This window comes from Prauserella oleivorans, assembly GCF_042685745.1.
GTDB lineage: Bacteria > Actinomycetota > Actinomycetes > Mycobacteriales > Pseudonocardiaceae > Prauserella_A > Prauserella_A oleivorans.
Genome location: NZ_JBHUNT010000001.1, coordinates 5099086 through 5124443, shown reverse-complemented (window position 1 = coordinate 5124443; position 25358 = coordinate 5099086). Strand labels below are relative to the sequence as shown.

The 25358-nt window shown below is 72.0% G+C and carries 24 protein-coding genes and 2 pseudogenes; 16 read left to right on the top strand and 10 right to left on the bottom strand.

Annotated features, from left to right (window positions below; translation table 11 throughout):
* Position 1: 1 nt before the first annotated feature.
* A complete protein-coding gene (locus ACFSZT_RS25235) occupies positions 2-1393 on the bottom strand; it encodes a mycothione reductase (RefSeq protein ID WP_377384946.1) in 1392 nt (463 codons plus the stop codon).
* A gap of 78 nt (positions 1394-1471) precedes the next feature.
* Here ACFSZT_RS25235 and ACFSZT_RS25230 point away from each other — a divergent pair, with 78 nt between their 5' ends.
* Positions 1472-2497: a CobW family GTP-binding protein gene (locus ACFSZT_RS25230; protein WP_377384948.1), complete on the top strand. Its 1026-nt coding sequence runs from the start codon at positions 1472-1474 to the stop codon at positions 2495-2497.
* Here the strand turns inward: ACFSZT_RS25230 and ACFSZT_RS25225 are convergent.
* Positions 2482-3978 carry a cobyric acid synthase gene (locus tag ACFSZT_RS25225; protein ID WP_377384950.1) on the bottom strand — a complete coding sequence of 499 codons (1497 nt, stop codon included), beginning with the start codon at positions 3976-3978 and terminating at the stop codon, positions 2482-2484. The two genes, ACFSZT_RS25230 and ACFSZT_RS25225, sit on opposite strands and share 16 nt — an antisense overlap.
* Before the next feature lie 90 nt (positions 3979-4068).
* Between ACFSZT_RS25225 and ACFSZT_RS25220 the strand changes: the two genes are divergently transcribed.
* The gene (locus ACFSZT_RS25220) at positions 4069-4833 is read left to right on the top strand and encodes a S1 family peptidase (protein WP_377384952.1); all 765 of its coding nucleotides are present in this window, start codon (positions 4069-4071) and stop codon (positions 4831-4833) included.
* Positions 4834-4869: 36 nt separating this feature from the next.
* Entirely contained in the window at positions 4870-5310 is a 441-nt protein-coding gene (locus tag ACFSZT_RS25215) for a GNAT family N-acetyltransferase (protein ID WP_377384954.1), read from the top strand.
* Positions 5311-5329: 19 nt separating this feature from the next.
* Here ACFSZT_RS25215 and ACFSZT_RS25210 read toward each other — a convergent pair whose 3' ends face one another.
* Positions 5330-6517, bottom strand: coding sequence for an aminotransferase class I/II-fold pyridoxal phosphate-dependent enzyme (locus ACFSZT_RS25210; RefSeq protein ID WP_377384956.1), 1188 nt, complete (start codon positions 6515-6517; stop codon positions 5330-5332).
* A 71-nt stretch (positions 6518-6588) separates the two neighbouring features.
* On the opposite strand from ACFSZT_RS25210, the gene ACFSZT_RS25205 reads away from it, so the two are divergent.
* Positions 6589-7299, top strand: a complete 711-nt coding sequence (locus tag ACFSZT_RS25205; protein WP_377385263.1) for a PIG-L deacetylase family protein — start codon at positions 6589-6591, stop codon at positions 7297-7299.
* A gap of 21 nt (positions 7300-7320) precedes the next feature.
* On the opposite strand, the gene ACFSZT_RS25200 is transcribed toward ACFSZT_RS25205, so the two are convergent.
* Complete coding sequence (locus tag ACFSZT_RS25200; protein WP_377384958.1) at positions 7321-8658, bottom strand: DEAD/DEAH box helicase; 1338 nt, start codon at positions 8656-8658, stop codon at positions 7321-7323.
* A gap of 393 nt (positions 8659-9051) precedes the next feature.
* Here ACFSZT_RS25200 and ACFSZT_RS25195 point away from each other — a divergent pair, with 393 nt between their 5' ends.
* Positions 9052-10167 (top strand): NAD(P)/FAD-dependent oxidoreductase, encoded by a 1116-nt coding sequence (locus ACFSZT_RS25195; protein WP_377384960.1) that lies wholly within the window; start codon positions 9052-9054, stop codon positions 10165-10167.
* Here the strand turns inward: ACFSZT_RS25195 and yaaA are convergent.
* Positions 10154-10897 (bottom strand): peroxide stress protein YaaA, encoded by a 744-nt coding sequence (yaaA, locus tag ACFSZT_RS25190; protein ID WP_377384962.1) that lies wholly within the window; start codon positions 10895-10897, stop codon positions 10154-10156. The genes ACFSZT_RS25195 and yaaA overlap by 14 nt on opposite strands.
* A gap of 18 nt (positions 10898-10915) precedes the next feature.
* A complete protein-coding gene (locus tag ACFSZT_RS25185) occupies positions 10916-11266 on the bottom strand; it encodes a VOC family protein (protein WP_377384964.1) in 351 nt (116 codons plus the stop codon).
* Between the two features lie 104 nt (positions 11267-11370).
* Between ACFSZT_RS25185 and ACFSZT_RS25180 the strand changes: the two genes are divergently transcribed.
* Both ACFSZT_RS25180 and ACFSZT_RS25175 read left to right on the top strand, forming a co-directional pair.
* Complete coding sequence (locus tag ACFSZT_RS25180; RefSeq protein WP_377384966.1) at positions 11371-13119, top strand: proline--tRNA ligase; 1749 nt, start codon at positions 11371-11373, stop codon at positions 13117-13119.
* Positions 13120-13124: 5 nt separating this feature from the next.
* Complete coding sequence (locus ACFSZT_RS25175) at positions 13125-14132, top strand: hypothetical protein (protein WP_377384968.1); 1008 nt, start codon at positions 13125-13127, stop codon at positions 14130-14132.
* On the opposite strand, the gene ACFSZT_RS25170 is transcribed toward ACFSZT_RS25175, so the two are convergent.
* The gene (locus tag ACFSZT_RS25170) at positions 14129-14827 is read right to left on the bottom strand and encodes an HAD family hydrolase (RefSeq protein ID WP_377384970.1); all 699 of its coding nucleotides are present in this window, start codon (positions 14825-14827) and stop codon (positions 14129-14131) included. The two genes, ACFSZT_RS25175 and ACFSZT_RS25170, sit on opposite strands and share 4 nt — an antisense overlap.
* 106 nt (positions 14828-14933) lie before the next feature.
* Here ACFSZT_RS25170 and ACFSZT_RS25165 point away from each other — a divergent pair.
* Positions 14934-15998 (top strand): annotated as a pseudogene (locus ACFSZT_RS25165) (ABC transporter permease); the annotation flags it as partial.
* On the opposite strand, the gene ACFSZT_RS25160 reads toward ACFSZT_RS25165, so the two are convergent.
* The gene (locus ACFSZT_RS25160) at positions 15942-16352 is read right to left on the bottom strand and encodes a YjbQ family protein (RefSeq protein ID WP_377384972.1); all 411 of its coding nucleotides are present in this window, start codon (positions 16350-16352) and stop codon (positions 15942-15944) included. The pseudogene ACFSZT_RS25165 and the gene ACFSZT_RS25160 overlap by 57 nt on opposite strands.
* A gap of 132 nt (positions 16353-16484) precedes the next feature.
* Here ACFSZT_RS25160 and ACFSZT_RS25155 point away from each other — a divergent pair, with 132 nt between their 5' ends.
* The 5 genes from ACFSZT_RS25155 to ACFSZT_RS25135 are packed head-to-tail and all read left to right on the top strand — an operon-like array spanning position 16485 to position 20047.
* Positions 16485-17588 carry a Re/Si-specific NAD(P)(+) transhydrogenase subunit alpha gene (locus ACFSZT_RS25155; RefSeq protein ID WP_377384974.1) on the top strand — a complete coding sequence of 368 codons (1104 nt, stop codon included), beginning with the start codon at positions 16485-16487 and terminating at the stop codon, positions 17586-17588.
* Entirely contained in the window at positions 17589-17897 is a 309-nt protein-coding gene (locus ACFSZT_RS25150; protein ID WP_377384976.1) for an NAD(P) transhydrogenase subunit alpha, read from the top strand.
* The gene (locus ACFSZT_RS25145; RefSeq protein WP_377384978.1) at positions 17894-19285 is read left to right on the top strand and encodes an NAD(P)(+) transhydrogenase (Re/Si-specific) subunit beta; all 1392 of its coding nucleotides are present in this window, start codon (positions 17894-17896) and stop codon (positions 19283-19285) included. The genes ACFSZT_RS25150 and ACFSZT_RS25145 overlap by 4 nt, the downstream gene beginning before the upstream one ends.
* Before the next feature lie 33 nt (positions 19286-19318).
* Positions 19319-19660 carry a hypothetical protein gene (locus tag ACFSZT_RS25140; RefSeq protein WP_377385273.1) on the top strand — a complete coding sequence of 114 codons (342 nt, stop codon included), beginning with the start codon at positions 19319-19321 and terminating at the stop codon, positions 19658-19660.
* A gap of 18 nt (positions 19661-19678) precedes the next feature.
* The gene (locus ACFSZT_RS25135; RefSeq protein WP_377385275.1) at positions 19679-20047 is read left to right on the top strand and encodes a hypothetical protein; all 369 of its coding nucleotides are present in this window, start codon (positions 19679-19681) and stop codon (positions 20045-20047) included.
* Between the two features lie 32 nt (positions 20048-20079).
* On the opposite strand, the pseudogene ACFSZT_RS25130 reads toward ACFSZT_RS25135, so the two are convergent.
* Positions 20080-20193: pseudogene (locus ACFSZT_RS25130) on the bottom strand (Lsr2 dimerization domain-containing protein); the annotation flags it as partial.
* A 108-nt stretch (positions 20194-20301) separates the two neighbouring features.
* Here ACFSZT_RS25130 and ACFSZT_RS25125 point away from each other — a divergent pair.
* On the top strand, positions 20302-21693 hold the full coding sequence (locus ACFSZT_RS25125) for a dihydrolipoyl dehydrogenase family protein (protein ID WP_377384980.1): 1392 nt from the start codon (positions 20302-20304) through the stop codon (positions 21691-21693).
* Position 21694: 1 nt separating this feature from the next.
* On the opposite strand, the gene ACFSZT_RS25120 is transcribed toward ACFSZT_RS25125, so the two are convergent.
* Positions 21695-23026, bottom strand: a complete 1332-nt coding sequence (locus ACFSZT_RS25120; protein ID WP_377384982.1) for a hypothetical protein — start codon at positions 23024-23026, stop codon at positions 21695-21697.
* Positions 23027-23181: 155 nt separating this feature from the next.
* On the opposite strand from ACFSZT_RS25120, the gene ACFSZT_RS25115 reads away from it, so the two are divergent.
* Both ACFSZT_RS25115 and ACFSZT_RS25110 read left to right on the top strand, forming a co-directional pair.
* A complete protein-coding gene (locus ACFSZT_RS25115; RefSeq protein ID WP_377384984.1) occupies positions 23182-24660 on the top strand; it encodes a S8 family serine peptidase in 1479 nt (492 codons plus the stop codon).
* A gap of 196 nt (positions 24661-24856) precedes the next feature.
* Positions 24857-25348, top strand: a complete 492-nt coding sequence (locus tag ACFSZT_RS25110; RefSeq protein ID WP_377384986.1) for a DUF3145 domain-containing protein — start codon at positions 24857-24859, stop codon at positions 25346-25348.
* Positions 25349-25358 lie beyond the last annotated feature (10 nt).

Below are 25358 nucleotides of genomic sequence, written 5' to 3'. Positions count from 1 at the left end.
CCTAGGCGTCCAACGGCAGGTTCAGCAGCGCGTTCTCGATCAGCTCCGGCATCGCCGGGTGGATCCAGTACTGTCCACGCGCCATCGAGCGCGCGTCCAGCCCGAAGCTCATCGCCTGCACGAGCGGCTGGATCAAAGTCGGCGCCTGCGGGCCGATGATGTGGGCGCCGATGAGTTGTCCCGTCGACGGGTCGGCCAGCAGCTTCGCGAAGCTCGTCGTGTCCTCCATCGCCCAGCCGTAGGCGATCCCCGCGTAGTCCTGCGTCGCCGTCACGTACGGCACACCGCGCGCGGCGGCGTCCTGCTCGGTGAGCCCCACCGACGCGATCTGCGGCGAGGTGAACACCGCGTGCGGGATGAAGCGGTGGTCGGCGACGATCGGGTCGTCCGGGTGCAGCAGGTTGTGCTGGACGACGCGGGCCTCGTGATTGGCGACGTGTTTGAGCTCGTGCGGTGAGCTGATGTCGCCCAGCGCGTAGATGCCCGGCACGCTCGTGCGCTGGTGCTCGTCCACCGCCACGTGCCCGGTCGGCAGCGTGGTCACGCCGGTCTTCGCCACGTCCAGCAGGTCGGAGTTCGGGCGGCGGCCGGTGGCCACGAGCAGCAGGTCGCCCTCCGCCGTCTCGGCGCCGCCGGGGCCTTCCATCTCCAGCACGATCCCGGTGGCCGTGCGCCGCGCCCGCGTGGTCTTGCGGTTCAGCCGCACGTCGAACCGCTCCGCCGCGAGTTCGGTGTAGCGCCTGCTGATGTCGTCGTCCTCCACGCGCAGCAAGGCGCCGGAGCGGGCGATCATGGTGACCTCGACGCCGAAGGAGGCGAACACGTGCGCGAACTCGGCGGCGATGAACCCGCTGCCCAGGATCACCAGCCGCGACGGCAGCTCGTCGATGCGCATCACGGTGTCGGAGGTGTGGTAGCCGACCTCGTCCAGGCCGGGGATGTCCGGCACCACCGCGCGGCCCCCGGCGGCCAGCACGAACTCGTCGGCGGTCAGCGTCTCGGAGTCGTCCGGCAGCCGCACCGTGAGCTCCTTGTGGCCCGTGAAGCGGCCCTCGCCCTCATACACGGTGACGTTGGCGTTGTCGGCGTGCTCGAGCCGGTACTCGCGGCCGCCGGCGGCTATCGGGTCGATCCGGCCGAAGATGCGATCGCGGATCTCCCGCCAGCGCACGCCGTCGAGGGTTTCGTCCACCCCGAGCCGCGCGCTCGTTGCCGGCGTGGCCGCCACGTCGGCGGTGTGCACGAACATCTTGGTCGGGATGCAGCCGACGTTGAGACAGGTGCCGCCGAACACGCCCTTCTCCACGATCGCGACCTTCCGGTCGGCGAAGCGCTGGTCGAGGATCGAGTTCCCCGACCCGGTCCCGATGATCACCAGGTCGTAGTGCGGCACGGCGTTACCCTCTCGAAGGCGGACGGTCTGCGTCCAGACCAACCTCGTTCGCGGCCGAGTTGTTCCGGAAGGTGGCCAGTGACATCACAACGCACGCACCGCGTGCCGGTCGTCCTCGTCACCGGGTTCCTCGGCGCGGGGAAGACGACCCTGCTCAACCACTTGCTCACCAACAGCCGTGGCGTCCGCATCGGGGTCGTCGTCAACGACTTCGGCAGCGTCAACGTCGACGCGCTGAGTGTGGCGGGGCAGGTCGACTCGATGCTCTCACTCGAGAACGGGTGCCTGTGCTGTGCGGTCGACGCGAGCGGGCTCGACCGGATGCTGGGCAGGCTCACCGATCCCTCCGCCGGGCTGGATCTCATCGTGGTGGAGGCGAGCGGCCTGGCCGAACCGCGCAGCATGGTGCGGCTGGTGCTGGCCAGCAGCGACCCGCACGTCGAGTACGGCGGGCTGATCGAGCTTGTCGACGCCGCCGAGTTCCCTGCTCCGCGCGTCCGGCACCCCGAACTCGACGAGCACCTGCGCATGGCGGATCTGGTGGTGCTCAACAAGACCGACCGGGCAGGCGACGACGTCCTGCCGCTCGTCCGGGAGCTCGCCGACGGTGCGCCCGTGGTGGCGACTACCCACGGCCGGGTCGACCCGGAGTTGTTGTTCGACCGGATTCGCGACCCGGACACCGGCCCGCGCCAGCTGTCGTTCGACGACCTGCGTGCCGAGTGCGGTGCCGGCCAGGACCACCACGACCACCCGCACGCCGCCTACGACAGCCTGACGGTGACGACCGGGGCGTTGCACCCGCGCCGGCTGGCGACGTTCCTGCAAGGCCGGCCGGCGGGGCTCTACCGCATGAAGGGCACCGTCTATTTCGGAGTGCCGAACCACTGGCAGAAGTACGAGCTGCACACCGTGGGCGGGTACGTGCGGCTGCGGCGGACCCGATGGGACCCGGGGGAGCAGCGGTGCACCCGGCTCGTGCTCATCGGAGCGGGCATCGACGCCGAGGCGCTCCGGACGGCGCTGGAGTCCTGCGCCGAACCGGATCCCGCCGGGCTCGCCGAGCAGGACATGGTGCCGATACTGCGCTATCTGGAGTCCTGAACCAGCCGCAGCGCGGGCAGCCCCTCCGGCACCCCGCCGGCGATCAGCGCGGTCAGCGCCTCGGTGTCGACGTGCTTCTCGATGGCGTCGGCGAGGCCGTCGAGCATGGCCTCCCGCCGGGCGGCGAAGCCGGGGGCGTCGGCAGGCCGCCAGTCCACGCCCGCCTGGTCGGCCACCGCGGCGAGCCAGGCGCGCCGGAAGCCGTCGTGTTCGAAGATCCCGTGCCACATGGTCGCCCACACCGAGCCGCGGCGGAGCCCGTCGAGAAACGGCTCCGCCTCTCCCGGTGTGCGCTCGGCGACCCCGTGGTGGATCTCGTACCCGCCGACGTGCTCCCCACGCCACTGCCCGGTGGGTGTGGCGAGCGTCTTCTCCGCGCGGAAGCGCACCGTGAAGGGGAGCAGGTCCAGACCGGCGACGGTGCCCGCGCCCGACTCGACATCGTCGTGGATCGAGCTCCCGAGCATCTGGTAGCCACCGCAGATGCCCAGCACCGGACGTCCGCGCGCGGCGCGGTCGGCGAGCACGCCGTCGATCCCGTGACGCCGCAACCACGCCAGGTCGTCCACGGTGGACCGGGTGCCGGGCAGCACGGCGACGTCGGCGGCCGCGACGACGTCGGGATCGGCCGTCACGGTGACGGCGACTCCCGGCTCGGCGGCCAGCGGATCCAGGTCGGTGGCGTTGGAGATGCGGGGCAACCGCACGGCGGCCACCCGCAACGTCACACCCGCGCCGCGGCGGTGACCGTCCCAGCCCGCGATGGCGAGAGCGTCCTCGGAGTCGAGCCAGACGTCGGGAAGCCACGGCAGCACACCGAGTACGGGCCTGCCGGTGAGATCGGTGAGGGAACGCAGGCCCGGCGCGAGCAGCCCGGGATCGCCGCGGAACTTGTTGACGAGGAAGGCCGCGACGTGGGCCTGGTCGGCCTCGTCCAGCACCGCCACGGTGCCGGCCAGGGCGGCCAGCAACCCGCCGCGGTCGATGTCCCCGACGACGAGCACGGGCAGCCCGGCGTGCCGGGCGAGGCCCAGGTTGACGTAGTCGCCGTCGCGCAGGTTGGTCTCGGCCGGGCTGCCCGCGCCCTCGCACACGACGACGTCGAAACGTTCCCGCAGTTCGGCGAGCGCGGCGTAGGCGGCCTTGGCGAGTTCGCGCCGTCCGTGTGCCCAGTCGCCCGCCGCGAGCTCACCCCACGGCGTGCCGCGCAGCACCACGTGGCTGCGCCGGTCGCCGCCCGGCTTGAGCAGCACGGGGTTCATCGCCGACTCGGGCTCCACGCCCGCCGCGACGGCCTGCAGCCACTGCGCCCGGCCGATCTCGGCGCCGTCGGCGCACACCATCGAGTTGTTCGACATGTTCTGTGCCTTGAACGGCGCCACCCGCACGCCCCGGCGGGCGAGCCAGCGGCACACGCCCGCGGCGACCGTGGATTTCCCCGCGTCCGACGTCGTTCCCGCAATCAGTAGCCCACCGCGCACGCGAGCACCGTAGTCCACCCGATCCAGCGACACCGGATTCGGGCAGCGTGCGGTTAGCCTGGCCGCAGTCGGGAGCAGAGGGGGATGGCTATGTCGACGGCACTCCGTCGCGCGGCTGCCGCCGCGGCGGTGCTGGCAGGAGCGGTGTTCGTACCGGCGATGCCCGCGAGCGGGGCTCAGCCGTTCATCGTGGGCGGCCAGGAGGCGTCGATCTCCGATCACCCGTACGCGGTCTTCCTCGTCGACGACCGGGGCAACCAGTTCTGCGGCGGCACCCTGATCGCCCGCGACCGGGTGGTGACGGCGGCGCACTGTGCCGAGGCGCTGTCCGCCGGCGAGATGGGCGTGGTCGCGGGCAGGCAGGACAAGCGCTCGGCCGACGGTGTGCAGGCCGGTGTGCGCGACGTGTGGATTGCGCCGGAGTACGAGGACCCGATGCGCGGCGGCGACATCGCCCTGCTGTCGCTGGATCGCCGGCTGCCGTTCCGGCCCGCCGCCGTGGCCGACGGCTCCGACGAGGCCGCCTACCAACCGGGCACCATGGCGACCGTGCTCGGCTGGGGACGGCTCGCGGAGTACGGCGAGAAGTCCGACACGCTGCGCAGCGCCGAGGTGCCGATCGTCGACGACGCGACCTGCTCCGAGGCGTACCCGGTGTACGACCCGCAGACCATGGTGTGCGCCGGCTACCCCGAGGGCGGCGTCGACGCGTGCCAGGGCGACTCCGGCGGCCCGCTCGTCGTCGGCGACACACTCGTCGGCGTGGTGTCGTGGGGAGAGGGCTGCGCGAAGCCTGGCAAGCCCGGCGTGTACACGCGGGTGTCCGCGTACGCGTCGGAGCTCGGCTGGGGCTGACGGTCGCCGGTCGCGGCGCGCGACGACAATGGCGGCGTGGCCGCTTTCGTTTCCCGCCGTGGCCCCGAGCTCACGGCCGCCGAACTACATGATCTGCTCCGCCTCCGCGTCGACGTGTTCGTCGTCGAGCAGGAGTGTCCGTACCCGGAGATCGACGGACTGGACCTGCTGCCGAAAACGCGGCACATCTGGCAACCCGCCGAGAACGGAGGTGTGGCAGGGTACCTGCGGCTCCTCCAGGAACCGGACGGCGTGGTGCGGATCGGGCGCGTGTGCACGTCGCTGCCCGCGCGTGGCTCCGGGCTCGGTGCGCGGCTGATGGAGGCGGCGCTCGACCACGCGGGCGAGGCCGAGTGCGTCCTCAACGCCCAGACCTACGCGCAGGGTTTCTACGCGCGGTTCGGATTCCGGCCCGAGGGCGACGAGTTCGACGAGGACGGCATTCCACACATCGCGATGCGCCGCTCCAGCAGGTGAGGTAGCCGCCGGGGCGGTCTCACGAGCGCGCCCCGCGCGGGGCCGTCTCGGCCACCACCTTCACCACACGGTCCACATCGGACTCCGACAGGGTCGCGCGGGCGGCCAGGCGTAGCCGCGCCACGCCGTCCGGCACCGCGGGCGGGCGCACACAGCCGACCCGCACGCCGTGACCGGCACACGCGTCGGCCCACGCGGTCGCCGCCTGCGCACTCGGCGCGGGCAGTGACACGATCGGCCCCGCCGGAGAGCTCGTGGTCAGACCGGCGTCGCGTAGGCCGTGGGCCAGATTCTGCGCGGCGTCGACGGCCTTGGCCGCCAGGTGCGGCTCCTCCTTCAGCACGCCGAGCGCGGCCAGGGCCGCGGCCGCGCTACCCGGCGCCAGTGCGGCGTCGAAGCCGAACCCGCGCGCGACGTCCACGAGATGCCGCACCACACGGCGGGGCCCCAGCACGGCGCCACCCTGCGCGCCGAGCGCCGCCGAGAGGCTCAGCGTGGTGACCACGTCGGGCTGTGCGGACAGGCCGGCGTCGTGCACGCCGCCCCGGCCGCCGTCACCGAGCACGCCGAAGCCGTGGCCGTCGTCGACGAGCAGAGCCGCGCCGTGCTCCCGGCACACCTCGTGCAGCCGGGACAGCGGTGCCGCGTCGCCGTCGACGGCGAAGACCGCTTCGGTCACCACGAGTGCCCGTCGCTTGCGCCGGGTGGCCAGCGCGTGGCCGACGGCCGGGGCGTCGGCGTGGGCGACCGCCGCCACGTCGGCGCGGGAAAGCCGGCAGCCGTCCACGAGGGACGGCTGGACGTGCTTGTCGGTGACGATGGCCGATTCGGCGCCGGAGAGCGCGGTCACCGCGCCGAGGTTCGCCGTGAAGCCGGCCGGGAACACCACGGCCGCCTGCGCACCGACGAAACGGGCCAGCTCGTGTTCCAGCTCGGCGTGCAGCTCCAGCGAGCCGCCCAGCAACCGCGATCCGGATGCGCCCGCACCCCACCGCAGCGCCGCCGCGGCGGCCGCACCGGCGACCCGCTTGTCGCGCGCCAGCCCCAGATAGTCCTCGCCCGCGAGATCCAGCTCGTCGTCGCCCGGCCGTCGGTGGTGCGGCCGGTGGTCGAGACCGACCCGCGAGCGCTTGCCGGCTTCCGTGTCGAGCCAGTCGAAGACCTGGTCTGGCGGTGTGGCGGGAAAAGCTGGACCGGGTGCGTTCACGCCTGGCAGTCTCGCACCGGGGCCGAACCGAGAGGGGACCGAGGGTGACCGAGGACGCACAGCTCGCGGAGATGCCGTCGGACTGGGAGCGCGCACTCGCCGTCGTCGCGCATCCGGACGATCTCGAGTACGGCGGTTCCGGGGCCGTCGCGCGGTGGACGGACGAGGGCCGCACGGTCACCTACCTGCTGGCCACCCGTGGTGAGGCCGGCATCGACGGCATGGCGCCCGAGGAAGCGGCACCGGTGCGCGAACGCGAACAGATCGCCAGCGCCCGCGTGGTCGGGGTCGAGCAGGTGGAGTTCCTGGACCATCCCGACGGCATGATCGAGTACGGGCTGCCGCTGCGACGCGACATCGCCGCCGCCATCCGCAGGCACCGGCCCCAGCTCGTGGTGATGACCAACCACCGGGAGACCTGGCCTGGCGGCCCGTGGCTCAACATGGCCGACCACCGCAACGTCGGCCTGGCGACCCTGGACGCCGTCCGGGACGCCGCCAACCGCTGGGTGTTCCGGGACCTGCTGGACGCCGGCCTCGAGCCGTGGGGCGGCGTGCGCTGGGTGGCGGTCGCGGCGTCGCCGCAGGCCACGCACGCCGTGGACATCACGGCCACCATCGACCGCGCGGTCGCCTCACTGCGGGAGCATCGTGCCTACCTCGCCGGCCTCGGCGAGGCGGGCATGGGCGACCCGGACACGTTCCTGCGGCAGGCCGCAGCCGACGCGGGCAGGCGCTTCGGGAATGTGCTCGCGTGCACGTTCGAGCTGTTCCCGATGTAGGCCTGCCCGCGTCGCGGGTGGTCAGGCGTGCGAGCGCGAGGGACGGCGCGGCGCCCGCTGCTGCGGGCGGCCACCCCTGGCACCGCCGTCGCGGCGTCCGCCGAACGGCGGCCGGCCACGGCCGCCCTGTCCGCGGCCACCCTGCCTACCCGCGGGCGCACGCGTGGGCCGGTGGGGTTCCACGACGGGCACACCGCTCGGCGTGCGGGCGCCGGTGATGCGGGACAGTTCCTCGTCACCCGGGCGCACCAGGACCGACTTGGGCTTGACGCCCGCCTTGTCGATCAGCCGCTGCACCGTGCGCCGCTGGTCCCGCGTCACCAGGGTGACGACGGTGCCGGACGCACCCGCACGTGCCGTGCGGCCGGCGCGGTGCAGGTAGTCCTTGTGGTCGGCGGCCGGGTCGACGTGCAGCACGAGGCTCACGTCGTCGACGTGAATGCCGCGCGCGGCGACGTCGGTGGCCACGAGCACGGTGGCGCGGCCTTCCTTGAAGTCGGCGAGGACCCGGTTGCGCTGGCCCTGGGTCTTGCCGCCGTGCAGCGCGCCTGCGTGCACGCCTGCCGCCCGGAGCTTCGTGGTGAGCCGGTCGACGTGGTGCTTGGTGCGCATGAACATGATCGTGCGGCCCTCGCGTGCGCCGATCTCGGTGATGACCCCGAGCTTGTCCTGGTGGGAGATCTGCAGCAGGTAGTGGTCCATGGTCGTGACGCTGGCCGTGACCGGCGCGACCGAGTGGGTCACGGGGTTGTGCAGGTAGCGCTTGACGAGCTTGGAGACGTCACCGTCGAGGGTCGCGGAGAACAGCAGGCGCTGCCCATCCTCGGGGGTGAGGTCGAGGATCTCGCGGACCTGCGGCAGGAATCCCATGTCCGCCATCTGGTCGGCCTCGTCGAGTGCCACGAAGGACACCTGGTCGAGCCGGCAGGTGCCCTGCCGGACGTGGTCGGAGAGCCGGCCGGGGGTGGCGATCAGCAGGTCGACGCCCCGGGCGAGCGCGTCGGCCTGGCGGGTGAAGGCCATGCCGCCGACGGCGGTGCGGCACCACAGGCCGAGCGACTTGGCCAGCGGGATGAGCACGTCGGCGACCTGCATCGCCAGTTCACGGGTCGGGACGAGGACGAGGGCGCGCGGCTGCTTCGGCCGCGCCTTGCCGCCGTCGAGCCTGGCCAGCAGGGCCAGCCCGAAGGCGAGGGTCTTGCCGGAGCCCGTCTGGGCGCGGCCGAGGACGTCTCGGCCGGCGAGGGCGTCCGGCAGGGTCGCCGCCTGGATCGGGAACGCCTCCGTCATGCCCGCCTGCTGCAGGGAGCGCAGCAGCGGCGTCGGAAGGTTCAGGTCGGCGAACGATGTGTTTGTCACGCAATGCCTCTCGGACGTGGCACGTCGCAAGGAGGCCCAGATTGCCCACGCAGGGGCAGGTCGCGATGGTGGTGCGATGGGCGTTCACAAGGACGAACCCGGCGCACGGCACACCTACGCGCCACGCGCCAACTGATGGATGGAAGCACCGCCTCGGGGAGCCGTCCGGCTCGCGGTGCATGACCAGTCTACCCCAGTGCGGCTCCGCTCGACGGTGCAGGCCGACCGGGCCGGTGACCGTCCACACGCGACGATGGTGGTCCACACCAGCGGAGGAGCTCGTGGTCCGCTCTTCCCGCTCGCGCTGTGATGCTGGTCTCCCTTGGCGCGTCCGGTGCGCGCCGTCCCGGCGGGTCGGGGAGTGGTGAGTGGCCGGTCCGGCAAGCTGACCCCATGCGAATCGTCGTCATCGGATCGGGAATCGCCGGCGCGGGCGCGGCCTACCAGCTCGCGCGGCGCGGCGTGGACGTCGTGGTGGTGGAGGCCGACCTGCCGGGTGCGGCCACCGGGGCGGGCGCGGGGATCGTGTCGCCGTGGACGTCACGGGCACTGGGTGACGAGGAACTCACCTTCGCGGCGCGAGCCGCCGCCTACTACCGCACGCTGGTCGCCGAGCTGGCCGAGGACGGTGCGGGCGACTCGTCGTTCGAGATCGTCGGCGGTCTCGTGGTGTCGGAGGACGAGCACCGGTTGCGCGAGCTGCACGAGCGGGTCCGCGCGCGGGCGGCGGCGTGGCCGGAGGCCGGCGAGGTGAGCCTGCTCGACCCCGGCCAGGCCAGTGCGCTCATGCCGGTGCTCGCCCGTGACCTCGATGCGGTGCACGTCAGCGGTGCCGGGCGGGTGGACGGCAGGCGACTGCGGCAGACGTTCCTGCGGGCCGCGGCACGGCGCGGCGCCCGCCTGGCCGATGGCGAGGCCGAGCTCGAACACCGGGGCGGGCGGGTGACGGGTGTCCGCGTGCGGGGAGAGCTGATCGAGGCCGACGGCGTCGTGCTGGCCGCGGGCGCGTGGAGCAGCCGCCTCGCCGAGCCACTGGGCGTCCGGCTGGCCGTGGAACCGCAGCGTGGGCAGATCAGCCACTTCGGCCTGCCCGGTGTCGACACGGCCGCCTGGCCGGTGGTGCTGCCCATGTCGAGTCACTACCTGCTGGCGTTCCCCGATTCGCGCGTCGTCGCGGGAGCAACGCGGGAGACCGGATCCGGCTTCGACCACCGCGTCACGGCCGCGGGGCAGCACGAGGTGCTCGGCGAGGCGCTCGCCGTCGCCCCGGGGCTCGGCGACGCGACGCTGCTGGAGACCCGCGTCGGGTTCCGTCCCGCCACCCCGGACGGCGAGCCGCTGCTCGGCGCGCTCGAGGGCCACCCGGAGGTTGTGGTGCTCACCGGATTCGGCCCTGCGGGGCTCACCCTGGGTCCCTTCGCCGCCCGGCTGGCCGCTTCGCTGGTGCTGGGCGAGTCGCTGCCCGTGGACGTCGCGGCCCTGCGCCCCGAGCGGTTCAGGGGCCGGTGACGAGCGCCAGCTCGCGCTCGCCCTCGCGCTCCAGCGTCATGCCGGAGCGGGCGGCCACCGACACCAGTTTGTCCACTGTGGACGGCTCGGTGCGGGTTGTGGCGAGCGCGGCGGCGAGCCGTCCCTTGTAGGCCTTGTTGTGGTGGCTCACGGTCTTGCGCCTGCCCGCCGAGTCCTCCGTGACGACCCGGACCGTCACCGCACCCGGCACGCGGGCGAGCGCGGCGTAGGTGCCGGAGCGCAGATCCACCACCAGCTCGCCGACGTCGGCCAGCACCGGCTCCAGCACCGGCCGCCACAGCGAGCGCAGCGTGCCGAAACCGGGCAGCGTGCTCCCGCCGGAGAGCCGGTAGGCCGGGATCGGGTCGGCCGCCCGGACCACCCCGAACAGTGCCGAGGCCACCGCCAGTCGCCGCTGCGCCCTGGCCAGCTGGGCCGCGCTGAAACCGTCGACGTCGAGCGCGTCGTAGAGCACGCCCGTGTAGCGGCGCAGCGCCGGCATCGTCGGCGCCGTCCACAGGCGGGCGTTGCGCTCCACCTCGTCCCGTTGCCGCTCCGACAGGCCGAGCGCGGCCAGGCTCGCGGGCACATCGGCGGCGAGGTCCACGAGCGCGTCGGCGAGCTTGCGCCGCAGCGGGTTCAGCTCACCGAAGGCCAGCGTGTCCAGGTCGAGTGCGGGGCCGTCCCCGCCGGTCGCCTTGGTCTCCGAAGGTGGCAGCAGTACGAGCACGCCGACAGAGCGTAGTCGTCACCCGTGCTCGGAGCCGACGCAGAACTCGTTGCCCTCCGGGTCGGTCAGCACGGTCCAGGACAACCCCGGCATCGTGTGCTCGGCGATCGCCGTGGCCCCGAGCCCGACCAGCCGCGCCACCTCAGCCTGCCGGTCGGCGGTGACGAGGTCGACGTGCACGCGGTTCTTGCCCGCGCGGGGCTCCGGCACCTGCTGCAGCCCGATGCGTGTCCCGGACGGGGTCGGCGTGGTCATCACGAACTCGCCGTAATCGGCCGCCACCTCCACGCCGAGCGCCTTGGCCCAGAAATCCGCGAGCGTGCGCGCGTCGGCGCAGTCGATGGTCACCATGCCCAGTTCCAGTGTCATGCGCCGACGGTAGGGCAGGGGTACGACAACAACCCGTTGGAGCAGCTCCGCACCCGTTGACTACCCTTCGGTCAACGCCTCGCTTCCTTTCGTAGGAGAACACCGTGATCACCAGGATGTCGTCGCTGTTCCTGCGCACACTGCGTGAGGACCCGGCGGACGCCGAGGTGCCCAGCCACCGGTTGCTGGTGCGCGCGGGTTACGTCCGCAGGGCCGCCCCCGGCGGGTACACCTGGTTGCCGCTCGGCCTGCGCGTGCTGCGCAACATCGAGGCCGTCGTGCGCGAGGAGATGGACGCCATCGGCGCGCAGGAGATCCAGTTCCCCGCGCTGCTGCCGAAGGAGCCCTACGAGGCGACGAACCGCTGGACCGAGTACGGCGACAGCCTGTTCCGGCTCAAGGACCGCAAGGGCGCCGACTACCTGCTCGGCCCCACGCACGAGGAGCTGTTCGCTCTCACGGTGAAGGGCGAGTACAGCTCGTACAAGGACTATCCGGTCATCCTGTACCAGATCCAGACGAAGTACCGCGACGAGGCACGGCCCCGGGCCGGTGTGCTGCGCGGGCGTGAGTTCGTCATGAAGGACTCCTACTCCTTCGATCTCGACGACGCCGGGCTCGACCGCTCGTACCAGCTGCACCGCGAGGCCTACATCCGGATCTTCGACCGGCTCGGCCTGGACTACGTCGTCGTCGCCGCGACGTCGGGGGCGATGGGCGGTTCGGCCTCGGAGGAGTTCCTCGCCGTCGCCGAGACCGGCGAGGACACCTACGTGCGCAGCACCGAGTCCGGCTACGCCGCCAACGTCGAGGCCGTGGTGACGCCGCCCCCGCCCGAGCGGCCCATCGAGGGCCTGCCCGAGGCGCAGGTGCACCACACGCCGAACACGCCGACGATCGAGACGCTGGTCGACTTCCTCAACCAGGCCGGCCTCGGCCGCACGTTCACCGCCGCGGACACGCTCAAGAACGTGCTCGTCAAGGTGCGCAGGCCCCAGCAGAAGGAGTGGGAACTCCTCGCCGTGGGCGTGCCCGGCGACCGCGAGGTCGACATGAAGCGCCTGGAGGCCTCGCTCGAGCCCGCCGAGGTGGCGCTGCTGGAGGAGGCCGACTTCGCGGCCAACCCGTTCCTCGTCAAGGGCTACATCGGCCCGGGTGCGCTGCAGGCCAACGGCGTGCGCTACCTGGTCGACCCCCGGATCGTCAAGGGCACCGCCTGGGTCACCGGCGCGGACAAGACCGACCACCACGTGGTCGACCTCGTGTGCGGCCGCGACTTCACTCCGGACGGCACCATCGAGGCCGCCGAGGTGCGCGAGGGCGACGCCTCCCCGGACGGCAAGGGCACCCTCGTCTCCGCCCGCGGCATCGAGATCGGGCACATCTTCCAGCTCGGCCGCAAGTACACCGACGCCTTCGAGGTGGATGCGCTCGGTCCGGACTCCAAGCCGATCCGCATCACGATGGGCTCGTACGGCATCGGCGTGTCCCGGCTCGTGGGCGCGATCGCCGAGCAGCACCACGACGAGCTCGGCCTGGTGTGGCCACGTTCCGTGGCGCCCGCGGACGTCCACATCGTGGTCGCGGGCAAGGACGACACGGTGTTCGAGGGCGGCGAGCGCATCGCCGCCGAGCTGTCCCGGCGCGGCATCAGCGTGCTGCTCGACGACCGCAAGGCCACGCCCGGCGTCAAGTTCGCCGACGCCGAGCTCGTCGGTGTGCCGACGATCGTCGTGGTGGGCCGCGGCCTGGCCAAGGGCGTCATCGAGGTGAAGGACCGGGCGACCGGCGAGCGCACCGAGGTCGCCGTGGACGACGTGGTCGGGCATCTGATCGAGGTCGTCGGCCGGTAGCGCAGATGGTTTGGGGGCGGCGGAAACGGGACGACGAGTTCGGCCGGTACGGCTACGAGGACAAGGCCGCGCTCACCGGCGTCGGCGGGTACGAACCCGCCGATCCCGCGGACGCCACGCCGAGTGAGTACGACCGGCCCGCGCAGCCGTACTCACAACAGGAGCCGACCCAGCCGGGCTCGTTCCCACAGGCACCGGCGCCCCCGCCGGAGGAGTCCGCGCCGCGGCAGGCTCGGCCGTGGTACCTCAGGCAGGGGAGGTTTCGCACCGTGCTGATGCTCGGCCTGGTGAGCGGTGTCTTCTCCCTCGGCGCCAATGTCGCGTCGGTGTTCGACGACGAGGAGGAGGACGTCGCGGCGAGGCTCACCGACACTCCGTCTCCGTCCCCTCCGCCGCCGGAACCTCGCATCGTGGTGCCCGCGGCGGTCGACGGCTGGCAGCCGGTGCCGGGCGGGGACGGCGCCTTCGCCTACGACGTGCCGCCGTCCTGGTCGCCGGAACCCGATCTGCTCCACGGGTGGGAGGCCGACGGCCCCGGCCGGCCGCGCCTGACGCTGTCGGCGAGCGCGCTGCTGGACGACGACTTCTGCGGCTCCAACACCCGGCGCGGGGGCGCCGGGATCACCACCTGGGAGGACGGCTTCGACGACGCGGCGAGCGGGGTGGCCTCGGCGGTCGCGGGGCGCGCCTACGGCGGTGACGGCGGTGATCCGGCAGTCACACCCGTCGAACAGGAGTCCGGCCGGTTCGTCACGGCCACCGGCGACGAACTCCCGTCGTCGCTCAGCGTGCTGGAGGTGACGCCGGCGAAGCCCGGCCGATGTGTTCCGGAGCGTGCGCTGGTCGGTGCGCTCGCCGTGGAGCCCACCGAGCGCGGCGGTGACGTTCCGGTGCTCGTCGTGTACGCGCATGCCGCCGCCACCACCACCGGTGAGATCGTCACCATCCTGGAGAGTTTCCGCGGGGTCGCCGCGGCCGACCGGACGACGGTGCCCGCGCCCCCGACCTCTTAGCGGAGGATCGCCCGGAGCACGGCCTCGGTGTCGCTGAGGTCGTGGAAGACGATGTGCGCTCCCGCGGCGTGGAGCACGTCCGCCCCGTGCCTGCCTGTGGCGACGCCGATGGCCACCGCACCGTGGTGCAGCGCCGCCTCGACGTCGTGCGGCGTGTCGCCGATGACGACGACATCCTCGGGCGCGAACGCCATGCCGTGCTTGCTTGTGGCCAGTTCGACGGCGTGGGCGACCAGATCCGGCCGGTGCGCGGAGAGCGAGCCGTAGCCGCCGATCGTGAAGTCGACATGGCCGTGCAGGTCGAACGCGCTCAGCTTGTGCCGCGCGATCTCCGGCAGATTGCCCGTGACGAGTGACTGCACCACACCGGTCCGCGCGGCGAGGGCCGCCAGCGCCGCGGAGGCGCCGGGTAGGGCGTGCCCGTAGTCGTGCAGGCTGGGCAGCGTCTCGGTGGAGAGGGCGACCAGTTCCTGCCAGACCGCCCGCACGAGGTCCTCGGTGGGCTCGATGCCGTGTGCGGACAGCAGTTCGGTGGTGATGGCCAGTTCGGTGCGGCCGGGAAACGACGGCATCCGTTCCAGCGAGACGCCGGCCACGCTCGCAAGCGCCTTCGTGTACCAGTCACCGCCGAGTCCGCGCAGGTCGACGAGGGTCAGGTCGATATCCCAGAGGACGAGCCGGTGCGCGTCGTTCACGCATCCACGGTACCCGGCACATTTTTCAACACGCGTTGACATAGGAGTTCCCGCGGTCGTACCGTGGCCGCAAATTCAACGAGTGCGGAAATTTCTGGAGGGGATCATGGCGGGACCACCTCGACGACAGACGGGGACACTCGTCGCCGGGACCGCGCTCATCGGTGCGGCGGTGGCGGTGGTGCTGGGCTTCCTGACCTTCGGCGCGCAGACCACGGCACAGCCGGAGGACCTCCCGGTCGCGGTCGCGGCACCGGAGTCCGGGCCGTTGCGCATGGCGGCCGACCGGGTCAGCGGACTGGGCGGCGACGCCGTCGACTGGCGCGTCACCACACCCGAGGAGGGCAGCCGCCTGCTGGAGGAGCAGGAGGTCTACGGCGTTCTGGAGCTCGGCGCCCAGCGGGGTGCGCCGTCGGCGACCGTGGTGGTGTCGGGTGCGGTGAACCCGAGCGGAACCCAGATCGCCCAGCAGGTGCTCACGGCCGCCGGACAGGGCGTCGTGGGCGCTCTCGCCCAGCAGAACCCAGGCCTCGCGCCCGCCCCGGTGCGGGTGGAGACCGTGCACGAGACCGGTGCCGCCGGGCGCAGTGCGCCACTGGGCATCAGCGCCCTCGCGTGGGTCGGCGGCCTCGCGGGGTGTGCCGTGCTCGCGTTACTGGTGCACCGGGGGACGGTCCGGCCAGGTGTCGGCGCCCGGCTCGGCCACCTGGTGCTCACGAGTGTGCTCGTCGGCGGCGTGCTGATCGGCTTCCTGGCGCTGTGGGACTCGACGCTGGATCTGGGCTGGCGCACGGTCGGGTTCGTCTGGCTGACGGTGGCGGCGTTCGCGGCCGTCCAGGGTGCGCTGCTGCGCCTGCTCGGCATCCGCGCGATGGCGATCCTCGGACCCTTGTACCTGCTGGCGCCGTCGGTGGCGGCGCAGGTGCCCGAGCTGCTCGATCCGGCCTACCGGACGCTGCTGTGGTCGTGGACGCCGTTCCGCTTCTCGACGGAAGGCCTGCGCAGCCTGCTGCTCGGCACGCCGGAGACGATGCACGTCACGACGGGTCTGTGGGTGCTCGGCGGCCTGCTGGCAGCCGGGCTGGCCGGCGTGCTGTGGCCGGGGCGGAGCGGGTCAGCCCGCGAGGAAACTGAACCGCAGGCGCCGGACGGGGTTGTCGATGTTGGTGTCGACGAGGCAGATCGACTGCCAGGTGCCCAGGGCGAGGGTTCCGCCGAGCACGGGAACGCTCGCGTACGGCGGTAGGAAGGCGGGCAGCACGTGGTCACGTCCGTGGCCGTGGCTGCCGTGCCGGTGGCGCCAGCGGTCGTCCCGAGGGAGCAGGGTATCGACGGCGGCGAGGAGGTCGTCGTCGCTGCCCGCACCGGTCTCGAGCACGGCCAGCCCGGCCGTGGCATGCGGAACCCAGACGTGGAGGAGCCCGTCGCCGGCACCGGCCTCGGCGAGGAACCGCTCGGCCTCCTTGGTGAGGTCCCGGACGACGGCGCTGCCTCCGGTTCGGATCTCGATCTCGGTGGAGTGCATACCACAACGGTAACGCTTGCCACAGTGCATACTGTATGCCAAATTGTGGGGAATGCGACACCCGTCACGTGATATGGGTTACGTTTTCGTCCAGTATGGTCACCACGCCGGACCGCAGGCCGAGAGGACGCCATGGTGACCGAAACGCCGTTGACCATCGGTGTGGTCAAGGAAACCAAGCCCGGGGAGCGCCGGGTGGCCCTGGTGCCGAAGCTCGTGCAGCGGCTCGCCAAGCGCGGGCTGCGCGTGGTGCTGGAGCCGGGAGCGGGGGCAGGAGCGCAGCTGCCCGATGACCTGTTCGTCGAAGCCGGAGCCGAGACCGGCGACGCGTGGAGTGCCGACGTGGTGCTCAAGGTCGCGCCGCCGTCGATCGCCGACATCGAGCGGCTGAAGCCCGGAACGGTGCTGATCGGATTTCTCGCTCCACTGTCCAATCTGGACGAGATCGCCGCGATGCGGAAGGCGGGCATCACCGCGTTCGCCGTCGAGTCGATCCCGCGCATCTCCCGCGCCCAGGCGATGGACGCGTTGTCGTCCCAGGCGAACGTCGGCGGCTACCGGGCCGCGCTGCTGGCCGCCCAGCGGCTGCCGAAGTTCTTCCCCATGCTCACCACCGCCGCGGGCACGGTGCCACCCGCGAAGGTGCTCGTGCTCGGGGCCGGGGTCGCCGGTCTGCAGGCACTCGCCACCGCGAAACGGCTGGGCGCGCAGGCCACCGGGTACGACGTCCGGCCCGAGGTCGCCGAGCAGGTGCGCTCGGTGGGTGCGCAGTGGCTCGACCTCGGCATCGAGGCGGTCGGCGAAGGCGGGTACGCCCGCGAACTGACCGAGTCCGAACGGGCCGAACAGCAGCGCCGGCTGACCGAGGCCATCGGCGGATTCGACGTCGTCATCACCACAGCCCTCGTGCCCGGCCGCAAGGCGCCGACCCTCGTCACGGCCGAGGCCGTGCGCGGGATGCGCCCCGGCAGCGTGATCGTCGACATGGCGGGCGAGACCGGCGGCAACTGCGAGCTGACCGAACCCGGCGAGGACATCGTCGCCCACGAGGTCACCATCTGCTCGCCGCTCAACCTGCCCGCCGAGATGCCCGTGCACGCCAGTGAGCTTTACGCGCGTAACCTCACCGAACTCCTGGAGCTGATCGTGAACGACGACGGCAGACTCGCCATCGATTTCTCCGACGAGGTGGTCGCGGGCGCCTGCGTCGCCGGCCGTGCCGAGGGGGTGGAGTAGATGCTCATCGAAAGCCTCGCGGTGCTGGTGCTCGCCGGGTTCGTGGGGTTCACGGTGATCTCCAAGGTGCCCAACACCCTGCACACGCCGCTCATGTCCGGCACCAACGCCATTCACGGCATCGTGCTGCTGGGCGGGCTCATCGTGCTGGGGCACGGAGCCGAGGGTGTGCTCAACAAGATCCTTCTCGTGATCGCCATCGCGTTCGGCACGATCAACGTCGTCGGCGGTTTCCTCGTCACCGACCGGATGCTCGCGATGTTCAAGGCGAAGCCGGAGCAGAAGGCCGGCAAGGAGGTCGAGAAGTGACGACGTTCGTCTCCGTCCTCTACATCATCGCGTTCTCGTTGTTCATCTACGGCCTGATGGGACTCACCGGGCCACGCACCGCCGTGCGTGGCAACTGGATCGCGGCCGTCGGGATGGCGATCGCCGTCATCGCGACGCTGTTGTTGCCCGGCATGGGGAACTGGTGGCTGATCGCGCTCGGCATCGTGCTCGGCGCCGTGGTGGGCGTGCCGGCGGCGCGGCGGGTGAAGATGACCGCGATGCCCCAGATGGTGGCGCTGTTCAACGGCGTCGGCGGCGGGGCGGTCGCGTTGATCGCGTGGGTGGAGTTCCGCACCACCAACGGGTATGACACCGAGCCGCTCTACGTCGCGATCGCGTCGCTGTTCGCCGCGATCGTCGGGTCGGTGTCGTTCTGGGGTTCCAACATCGCTTTCGGAAAGTTGCAGGAACTTCTCTCCGGCAGGCCGATCACGGTGGGCAGGTTGCAGCAGCCGCTCAACGTGGCACTCGTGCTGGCGGCCGTGGCGTGTGCTGTGGCGATCGCGGCGGGCGGCGACTCGGAATGGCTCATCATCGGCGTGCTGGTGGCGGCCGGACTGCTCGGCGTCATGGTCGTGCTGCCGATCGGTGGCGCGGACATGCCGGTGGTCATCTCGTTGCTCAACGCCTTCACCGGGCTGTCGGCGGCGGCGATGGGGCTCGCGCTCGACAACACCGCGCTGATCGTGGCCGGCATGATCGTCGGTGCCTCCGGTTCGATTCTCACCAATTTGATGGCGAAGGCGATGAATCGCTCGATTCCGGCGATCGTGGCAGGCGGTTTTGGCGGCGGTGGCGCAGGCGCAGCGGGTGGCGGCGGCGCGGCGCAGGACCGTCCGGTCCGCAGCACGAGCGCGAGCGACGCCGCGATCCAGATGGCGTACGCGAGCAAGGTCATGGTGGTGCCCGGATACGGCATGGCGGTGGCGCAGGCACAGCATGCCGTGCGCGAGATGGCCGATCTGCTGGAGGCCAAGGGCATCGAGGTGCTCTACGCCATCCACCCGGTGGCCGGTCGGATGCCGGGGCACATGAACGTGCTGCTTGCCGAGGCCGACGTGCCGTACGAAAGCCTCAAGGAAATGGACGAGAGCAATTCCCAGTTCCCGCAGGCGGATGTGTCACTCGTGATCGGCGCGAACGACGTCACCAATCCCGCGGCGCAGTCGGACCCGAATTCCCCGATCTACGGCATGCCGATTCTCAACGTCACGTCCAGCCGTTCGGTGATCGTGCTGAAGCGCTCGATGAGTTCCGGTTTCGCCGGGATCGACAACGAGCTCTTCTACGACCCGAAAACCGCCATGCTGTTCGGTGATGCGAAGGCGTCGGTGTCGGAGATCGTCGAGGAACTCAAGAACATCTGAGGCGCGACCGGCGGTCACTCGGCGGCCGAGAAGGTGACCGGCGGCACGGGGGCCGCGGCCTTCGCCTTGCCGGTCCGTCGCGTGGCAGCCCGAGGGCCCGGGTTCTTCGCCGAGCCGGTCCGGGCGGACGTGCGTGCTGTGGTCCGGCTCGTGGCGGATGCGGTGCCGGTGGTGGCGGCCTGGGCCGTCGTCTTCGGCCTGGACTTGGTCGTGGCCGCGGTCCTCGCGGCGGCCTTCGCGGGCTTGGCGCTCGTGGCACCCTCGGACTTCGCAGCCGTCTTCGCAGTCTTCGTCGACTTCGCAGTCTTCGTCGACTTCGCAGTCTTCGTCGACTTCGCGGCCTTTGCGGTATTCGTCGACTTCGCAGCCTTCTGAGTCGTCTGCCCGGGCTTCGTGGTGGTCTTCGCCGGCTTCGTGGCCTTGGCCGTTTTGGCCGCTGTGGCGCTCGCGGTGGCCTTGCGGGTCTTCGCGGGGGTCGCCGCGGCCGGCTTCGTGGCGGCTGTTTTCGTGGCCGTCCGCTTCGCCGCCGTTTTCGTGGCGGCTGTTTTCGTGGTCGCCGTCTTCGTCGTTGCCGTGCGCTTGGTGGCCTTGGCCGTGCCCGCGGTCGCCGTCGAGTCCGCGGCGGCAGCCGTGGTCGCCGTGGCCGCCACGCCTGCCTTCGCCGCCGACCGGCCGGACTTGCGCGCACCGTTGCGCGTGGACGTCGCGATGATGCGGCGTGCGCGCTTGCGGCCCCCTGTGCGGCGACCACTCTCGGCGTAACGGCCGAGTGTCGCACGGAGACTCTCCGCATTGGCACCGGAGAGGTCGATGTCGTACTCGACGCCATCCAACGCGAAGCGCACCGTTTCCGATGCGGGTTCACCGTTGATGTCGTCCAGCAGCTCGACCGCAGTGCTCCTGGCCATGAGAGACCTCCCCGTACCGACGTGTTCGCGGCAAGGATAGCCCGTGGCGCGTTTTCGTTGCGTCGTGGCCAGGTTGCGCACCCGGGCGCTGTGGTGTGCGCTCGAAGAATGGCTGAGCGGACGTACGACGTGGTGGTGATCGGCGGCGGCGCCGTCGGCGAGAACGCGGCGGGAAGAGCGGCGCAGGGAGGTCTCACGGCGGCGCTCGTGGACCACGAGCGCTTCGGGGGCGAGTGTTCCTATTGGGCGTGCATTCCGAGCAAAGCATTGTTGCGGCCTGGAAATCTGCTCGCCGCGGTGCGGCGGATGCCCGGGCTCGCCCACGACGGCAGGCTGCTGTCGGAGGAGGTGTTCGCGCGCCGGGATGCGTTCACGTCCCGGGGCGACGACACGGCCCAGCTCGACTGGGCCCGGGGAGCCGGGGTCGATCCGATCCGCGGCCACGCCCGGATCACCGGGGAGCGCGAGGTGACACTCGACGACGGCACGGTGCTGCGGGCACGGCACGGCGTCGTGGTGTGTACGGGAAGTCTGCCGAAGAAGCCAGACCTCGAAGGGCTCGCCGACGTGCCCGTGTGGACCTCGCGCGAGGCGACGACGGCCTCCCACGTCCCGGGCAGGTTGGCCGTGCTCGGTGGTGGCGTCGTGGGCGTGGAGATGGCGCAGGCGTGGGCGCGCCTCGGCTCCGAGGTGCACCTCATCGCGACCGGGCCGCGGCCGTTGCCGAACTTCCCGGACTTCGTCGGTGAGGCGGTCGCCGACGGCCTGCGCGCCGACGGGGTGCGGCTGCACACCGAGGCGTCGGCGGAGCGGGTGTCCACAGTGGAGTCCGGCGTGCGGGTCGAGCTGGCGGGCGGCGAGCACCTCGACGCCGACGAGCTGCTGGTCGCCACCGGGCGGCGGCCCGCGACCGACGACGTGGGTCTCGACGTGGCCGGCCTCAGCCCGGGCAAACCGATCGAGGTCGACGACACCGGGCTCGCGTCCGGAGTGGACGGTGGGTGGCTGTACGCCGCGGGCGACGTCACCGGCCGCGCGCCGCTGACGCACCAGGGCAAGTACGCCGCGAGGGTCATCGGCGACGTCCTGACGGCCAAGGCACGGGGTGACCGGATCGACACCGCGCCGTGGAGCCGGTACACGGCGACCGCCGACCATCACGCGGTGCCGCAGGTCGTGTTCACCGACCCGGAGGTCGCGTCCGTGGGGCTCCGGGAGGCCCGCAGCGACGACCATCGCGTGCTCGATCTCGACATCGCCGTCGCGGGGTCGGCCCTGACCGCGGAGAACTACACCGGCCGGGCGCGGATCGTGGTCGACACCCGGCGCGAGGTCCTGCTCGGCGTCACGTTCGTGGGTCAGGACGTCGCGGAGATGCTGCACGCGGCCACCATCGCCGTGGTGGGCGAGGTGCCGTTGCACCGGCTGTGGCACGCCGTGCCCGTGTTCCCGACCATCAGCGAGGTCTGGCTGCGGCTCCTGGAGGCCTACGGCCTGTAGGTCAGGGCGCGAGCGGTATGTCGAGCGCGGCCTCCGCGGCATCGGCCAGCGCGGGGGCACCGGTGTTCCCGCTGCGCGGGCAGGCGAGCGCGAGCCGCACCGTGACGCCGTCGAGGGCGCCGGCGTAGGCGCTGTGGGCCCAGCTCGGCGCGTGGCCCGGCCACCGCCCGGTCTCGGTCGCCAGGTCCGTGATCGTGCCGGTCCCCGGGGTGTCGGCGAGCTCGAGGAAATCCCGTGCGCTCTCCTCGTCGGAGAAGGTCAGCGCGGCCAGCGACACCGCGGCCGGAACGCCGCGCACCGTCGTCTCGAAGCTGCCGCGGCGCAACCCGACACACTCGCCGTCCGTCAGTGCCACTTTGAGGTCACCCACGGCTCGGTGTGCGCACCTGCCGTCCGAACCGGACGCTCGCTGGACGAACTCGAACCCGCCCGCGCGCACCGTGGGCACCGGGGTGGTCCTCGTCTCGGCGGGCGTCCCGCTGCCCCGCGTGGTGAGGGCGATAGTCCCGGCCACGGCCAGGACGACGAGCGCGCCCGCGGCGATCAGCCGCCAGTGCCGAATGCGGCGCCGCCGCGGCGGGGTCGCGATGACCCGGGGCGGTACGCGGACGCGGGCGGCGTTCAGCGGTGGCCGCGGCCGGGGCGCGGGCGAGGGAACCGCCGGGGTGAGGGGACGCGTGGGCTGGTCCGGCGACACGGTGTCCTGCGGGTGCCGGAGCGGTTGCCCTCCCGCGGGAGCGAACCCCTCGCCGGCGAGCACGTCGGCGGCGATGTCGCCCGACACCGGGTCGAGCGCCGCCAGAATCGCACGCGCCTGCGCGACGGTGAAGGCCTCCTCGGCCGAGGCGAGCGAGACGGTGGCGGCCAGCAGGCTGGTGGCGGTGGGGTAGACCACGCGGACCGGACCGGTGAGGTCGGCCGCCGGCTGCTCGACCTTCTCCACGAACGGGCCCACGGCGACGACGGTGCCGATCGTCGCGGCGGGCTCGACCGACCGGATGCGCGTGCCGACCTTCTCGGCGAGCACCAGTGCGTCCTGGGCGGGGTTGGCGCTGTCACCAGTTCGGACCAACGGCCAGCCGTCGGCCTTCCACTGGCCACGCAGGGGAGCTTCCAGCCGGACCGCGGGATCGGGCAGGTCCACACCGATCACGATCACCACGCCGTGCGGGACGACCAGCACCGCGTCCACCGGCTCGTCCAGGTCGGTGGGCAGCACCCCGACCAGCCCGACCCCGCCGATGACGTGCTCGCCGCGGCCGAGCGAGGTCAACGCCGCACGGATGTCCGGTGAGATCCGGGCGGGCCTCCGCGGGAACCGGACGAGTCGCACGCAGACCTCCCCTGTCAGCCATGCCTGCCACCACGCTAACGCGCCAACCTACCGTCTGCCGCGCAACGGGCACGGCCGACTTCACGACTGCCGTCACCCGAACGTGTCTTCGCTCGTTGGTGGACAACTGCTGCCCACATGGTCTGGAGGCCGCGATGCGCCCACACCAGCTACGGCGAGCGCTGTCGATCGCCGGGTCCGCCCTCGTGTTCACGCTGGTCGGGACCATCCCGGCGGCGGCTGTGGAGCCCGATCCGCCGGCGCCTGTGTCCGACACCCTGGCGGCCCTGCTGTCCACGGTCGCGGGAACGGACCGGGTGACGGTGCTCGTGCACGGCACCGACATCGCCACCGCAGGCGAGGCGGTGCGTGCCGCCGGACTCACGGCGATCACCGGTTTCCGCCGGATCGGTGTGGTCGCCGCCGGCGGAACGGCCGATCAGGTCCGCTCCGTGCGCGCGGAACCCGGGGTGACCTACGTCGAGAACAACGACCCGCTGCGGCTCCACGCCGGCCCCGGCACCACGGCCACGCGCAGCCTGCAGGCCCGCGAGACGCTGGTCGGTGCGGACGGCGCACCGCTCGACGGCCGCGGGGTCGGCGTCGCGGTCATCGACACCGGTGTGGACCCCGGGCATCCGGCCTTCCGTGGTGCGGACGGCAGCAGTCGGGTCGTGGCGAACCTCAAGAGCCTGTGCACGCAGGGCACCGACACGGGCTGCATCGTCCGGGTGCCGAACACAGTGGACACCGACACGCTCTCGGTGGGCGGGCACGGCACCCACGTCACCGGCATCGCCGCGGGCGGCGACCACCGGCTCGCCGACGGCGACCGGGTCGGCGGCTCGGCACCCGGGTCGAGAATCGTGTCGATCTCCACCGGCGCCGCGTTGCTCGTGCTCGGCACCGACGCGGCACTGAACTGGGTGCTGGAACACCACGAGGCACCCTGCGGCGCCGGCGTTCCGGCGCGGGAGTGCCCGCCGATCAAGGTCGTCAACAACTCCTACGGGCCCAGCGGTGGCGGGGAGTTCGATCCGAACTCCGCGACCGTGAAGCTGCAACGTGCACTGGCGGCCGAAGGCGTGGTCACGGTGTGGGCCAATGGCAACGACGGCGGCGACGGCTCGCGGAACTCGTCCAATCCACCCGGCCAGGACCCGACGCCCGGCATCCTCGCCGTGGCCTCGTACAACGATCAGGGCATCGGCACCCGCGACGGCACGGTGTCGGCGTTCTCCTCGCGTGGTGCCGCCGACCGGCCGCACAGCTGGCCGGACATCTCGGCGCCCGGCGAGAACATCGTGTCGGCGTGCAGGCCGTACCTCGTGATCTGCGCGACCGGCCTGGAGTTCGGCAACGGGCCCGGCCCACTCGACATCGGCACCTACAACGTGCTGAGCGGAACGTCCATGGCGGCGCCGCAGATCACCGGCATCGTGGCGCAGCTGTTCCAGGCCAGGCCCGAGGCGACCCCCGCGGAGATCGAGCACGTCCTGAAGTCGACCGCGTACAAGTACGCCGACGGGGCGCCCTACCGGCAGGTCGGGGCGTACACCTCCAGCGTCGACAAGGGGACCGGACTGGTCGATGCGCAGGCCGCGGCGGTCCGGTTCGGGGCTTCACCTGCGTGATCATCACCGGGAAGGCGGCGGTCTCGCTGCTCCGTATGGGGTCCCCCGCGATCACGAACCCCGTGTGATTTCTGGGGTTCGTGTGGCCAAACGGGTGAGTGCGGTGCAGAATGTGGTCGGAGTGCCACGACCGGATCTTCCGTCGTTCGCGAGGTCGTAGGGGAAGACGCCCCTCGTCGAGCAGCGGAGGTCAGCAGTGAGCACTCGTGGCGTTGTGTACGTCCACTCGTCGCCGTCTGCGGTGTGCCCGCACGTCGAGTGGGCGATCTCGGGCACCTTGGGTGGCCGGGTGGAGTTGCGGTGGACAGCGCAGCCCGCGGCTCCTGGGCAGTTGCGTGCCGAGTGCGAATGGCGTGCGCCCGCAGGCACCGCGGGGAAGCTCGCGGCCGCTCTCAAGGCGTGGCCGATGATCCGGTTCGAGGTCACCGAGGAACCCAGCCCCGGCGTGGACGGGCAGCGGTTCTGCTACGCACCCGGGCTCGGACTGTGGCACGCGCGCACCAGCGCGAACGGCGACATCGTGGTGGGTGAGGACCAGTTGCGCAGCCTGGTCGCGCGCAGCCGGGCGGGCGAGCAACTGGCGCACAAGCTCGACGAGCTCCTCGGCGCCGGCTGGGACGAGGCGCTCGAGCCGTTCCGCCACGCGGGTGACGGCGCGCCGGTGACCTGGCTGCATCAGGTGGGCTGAGCTCGCTCGC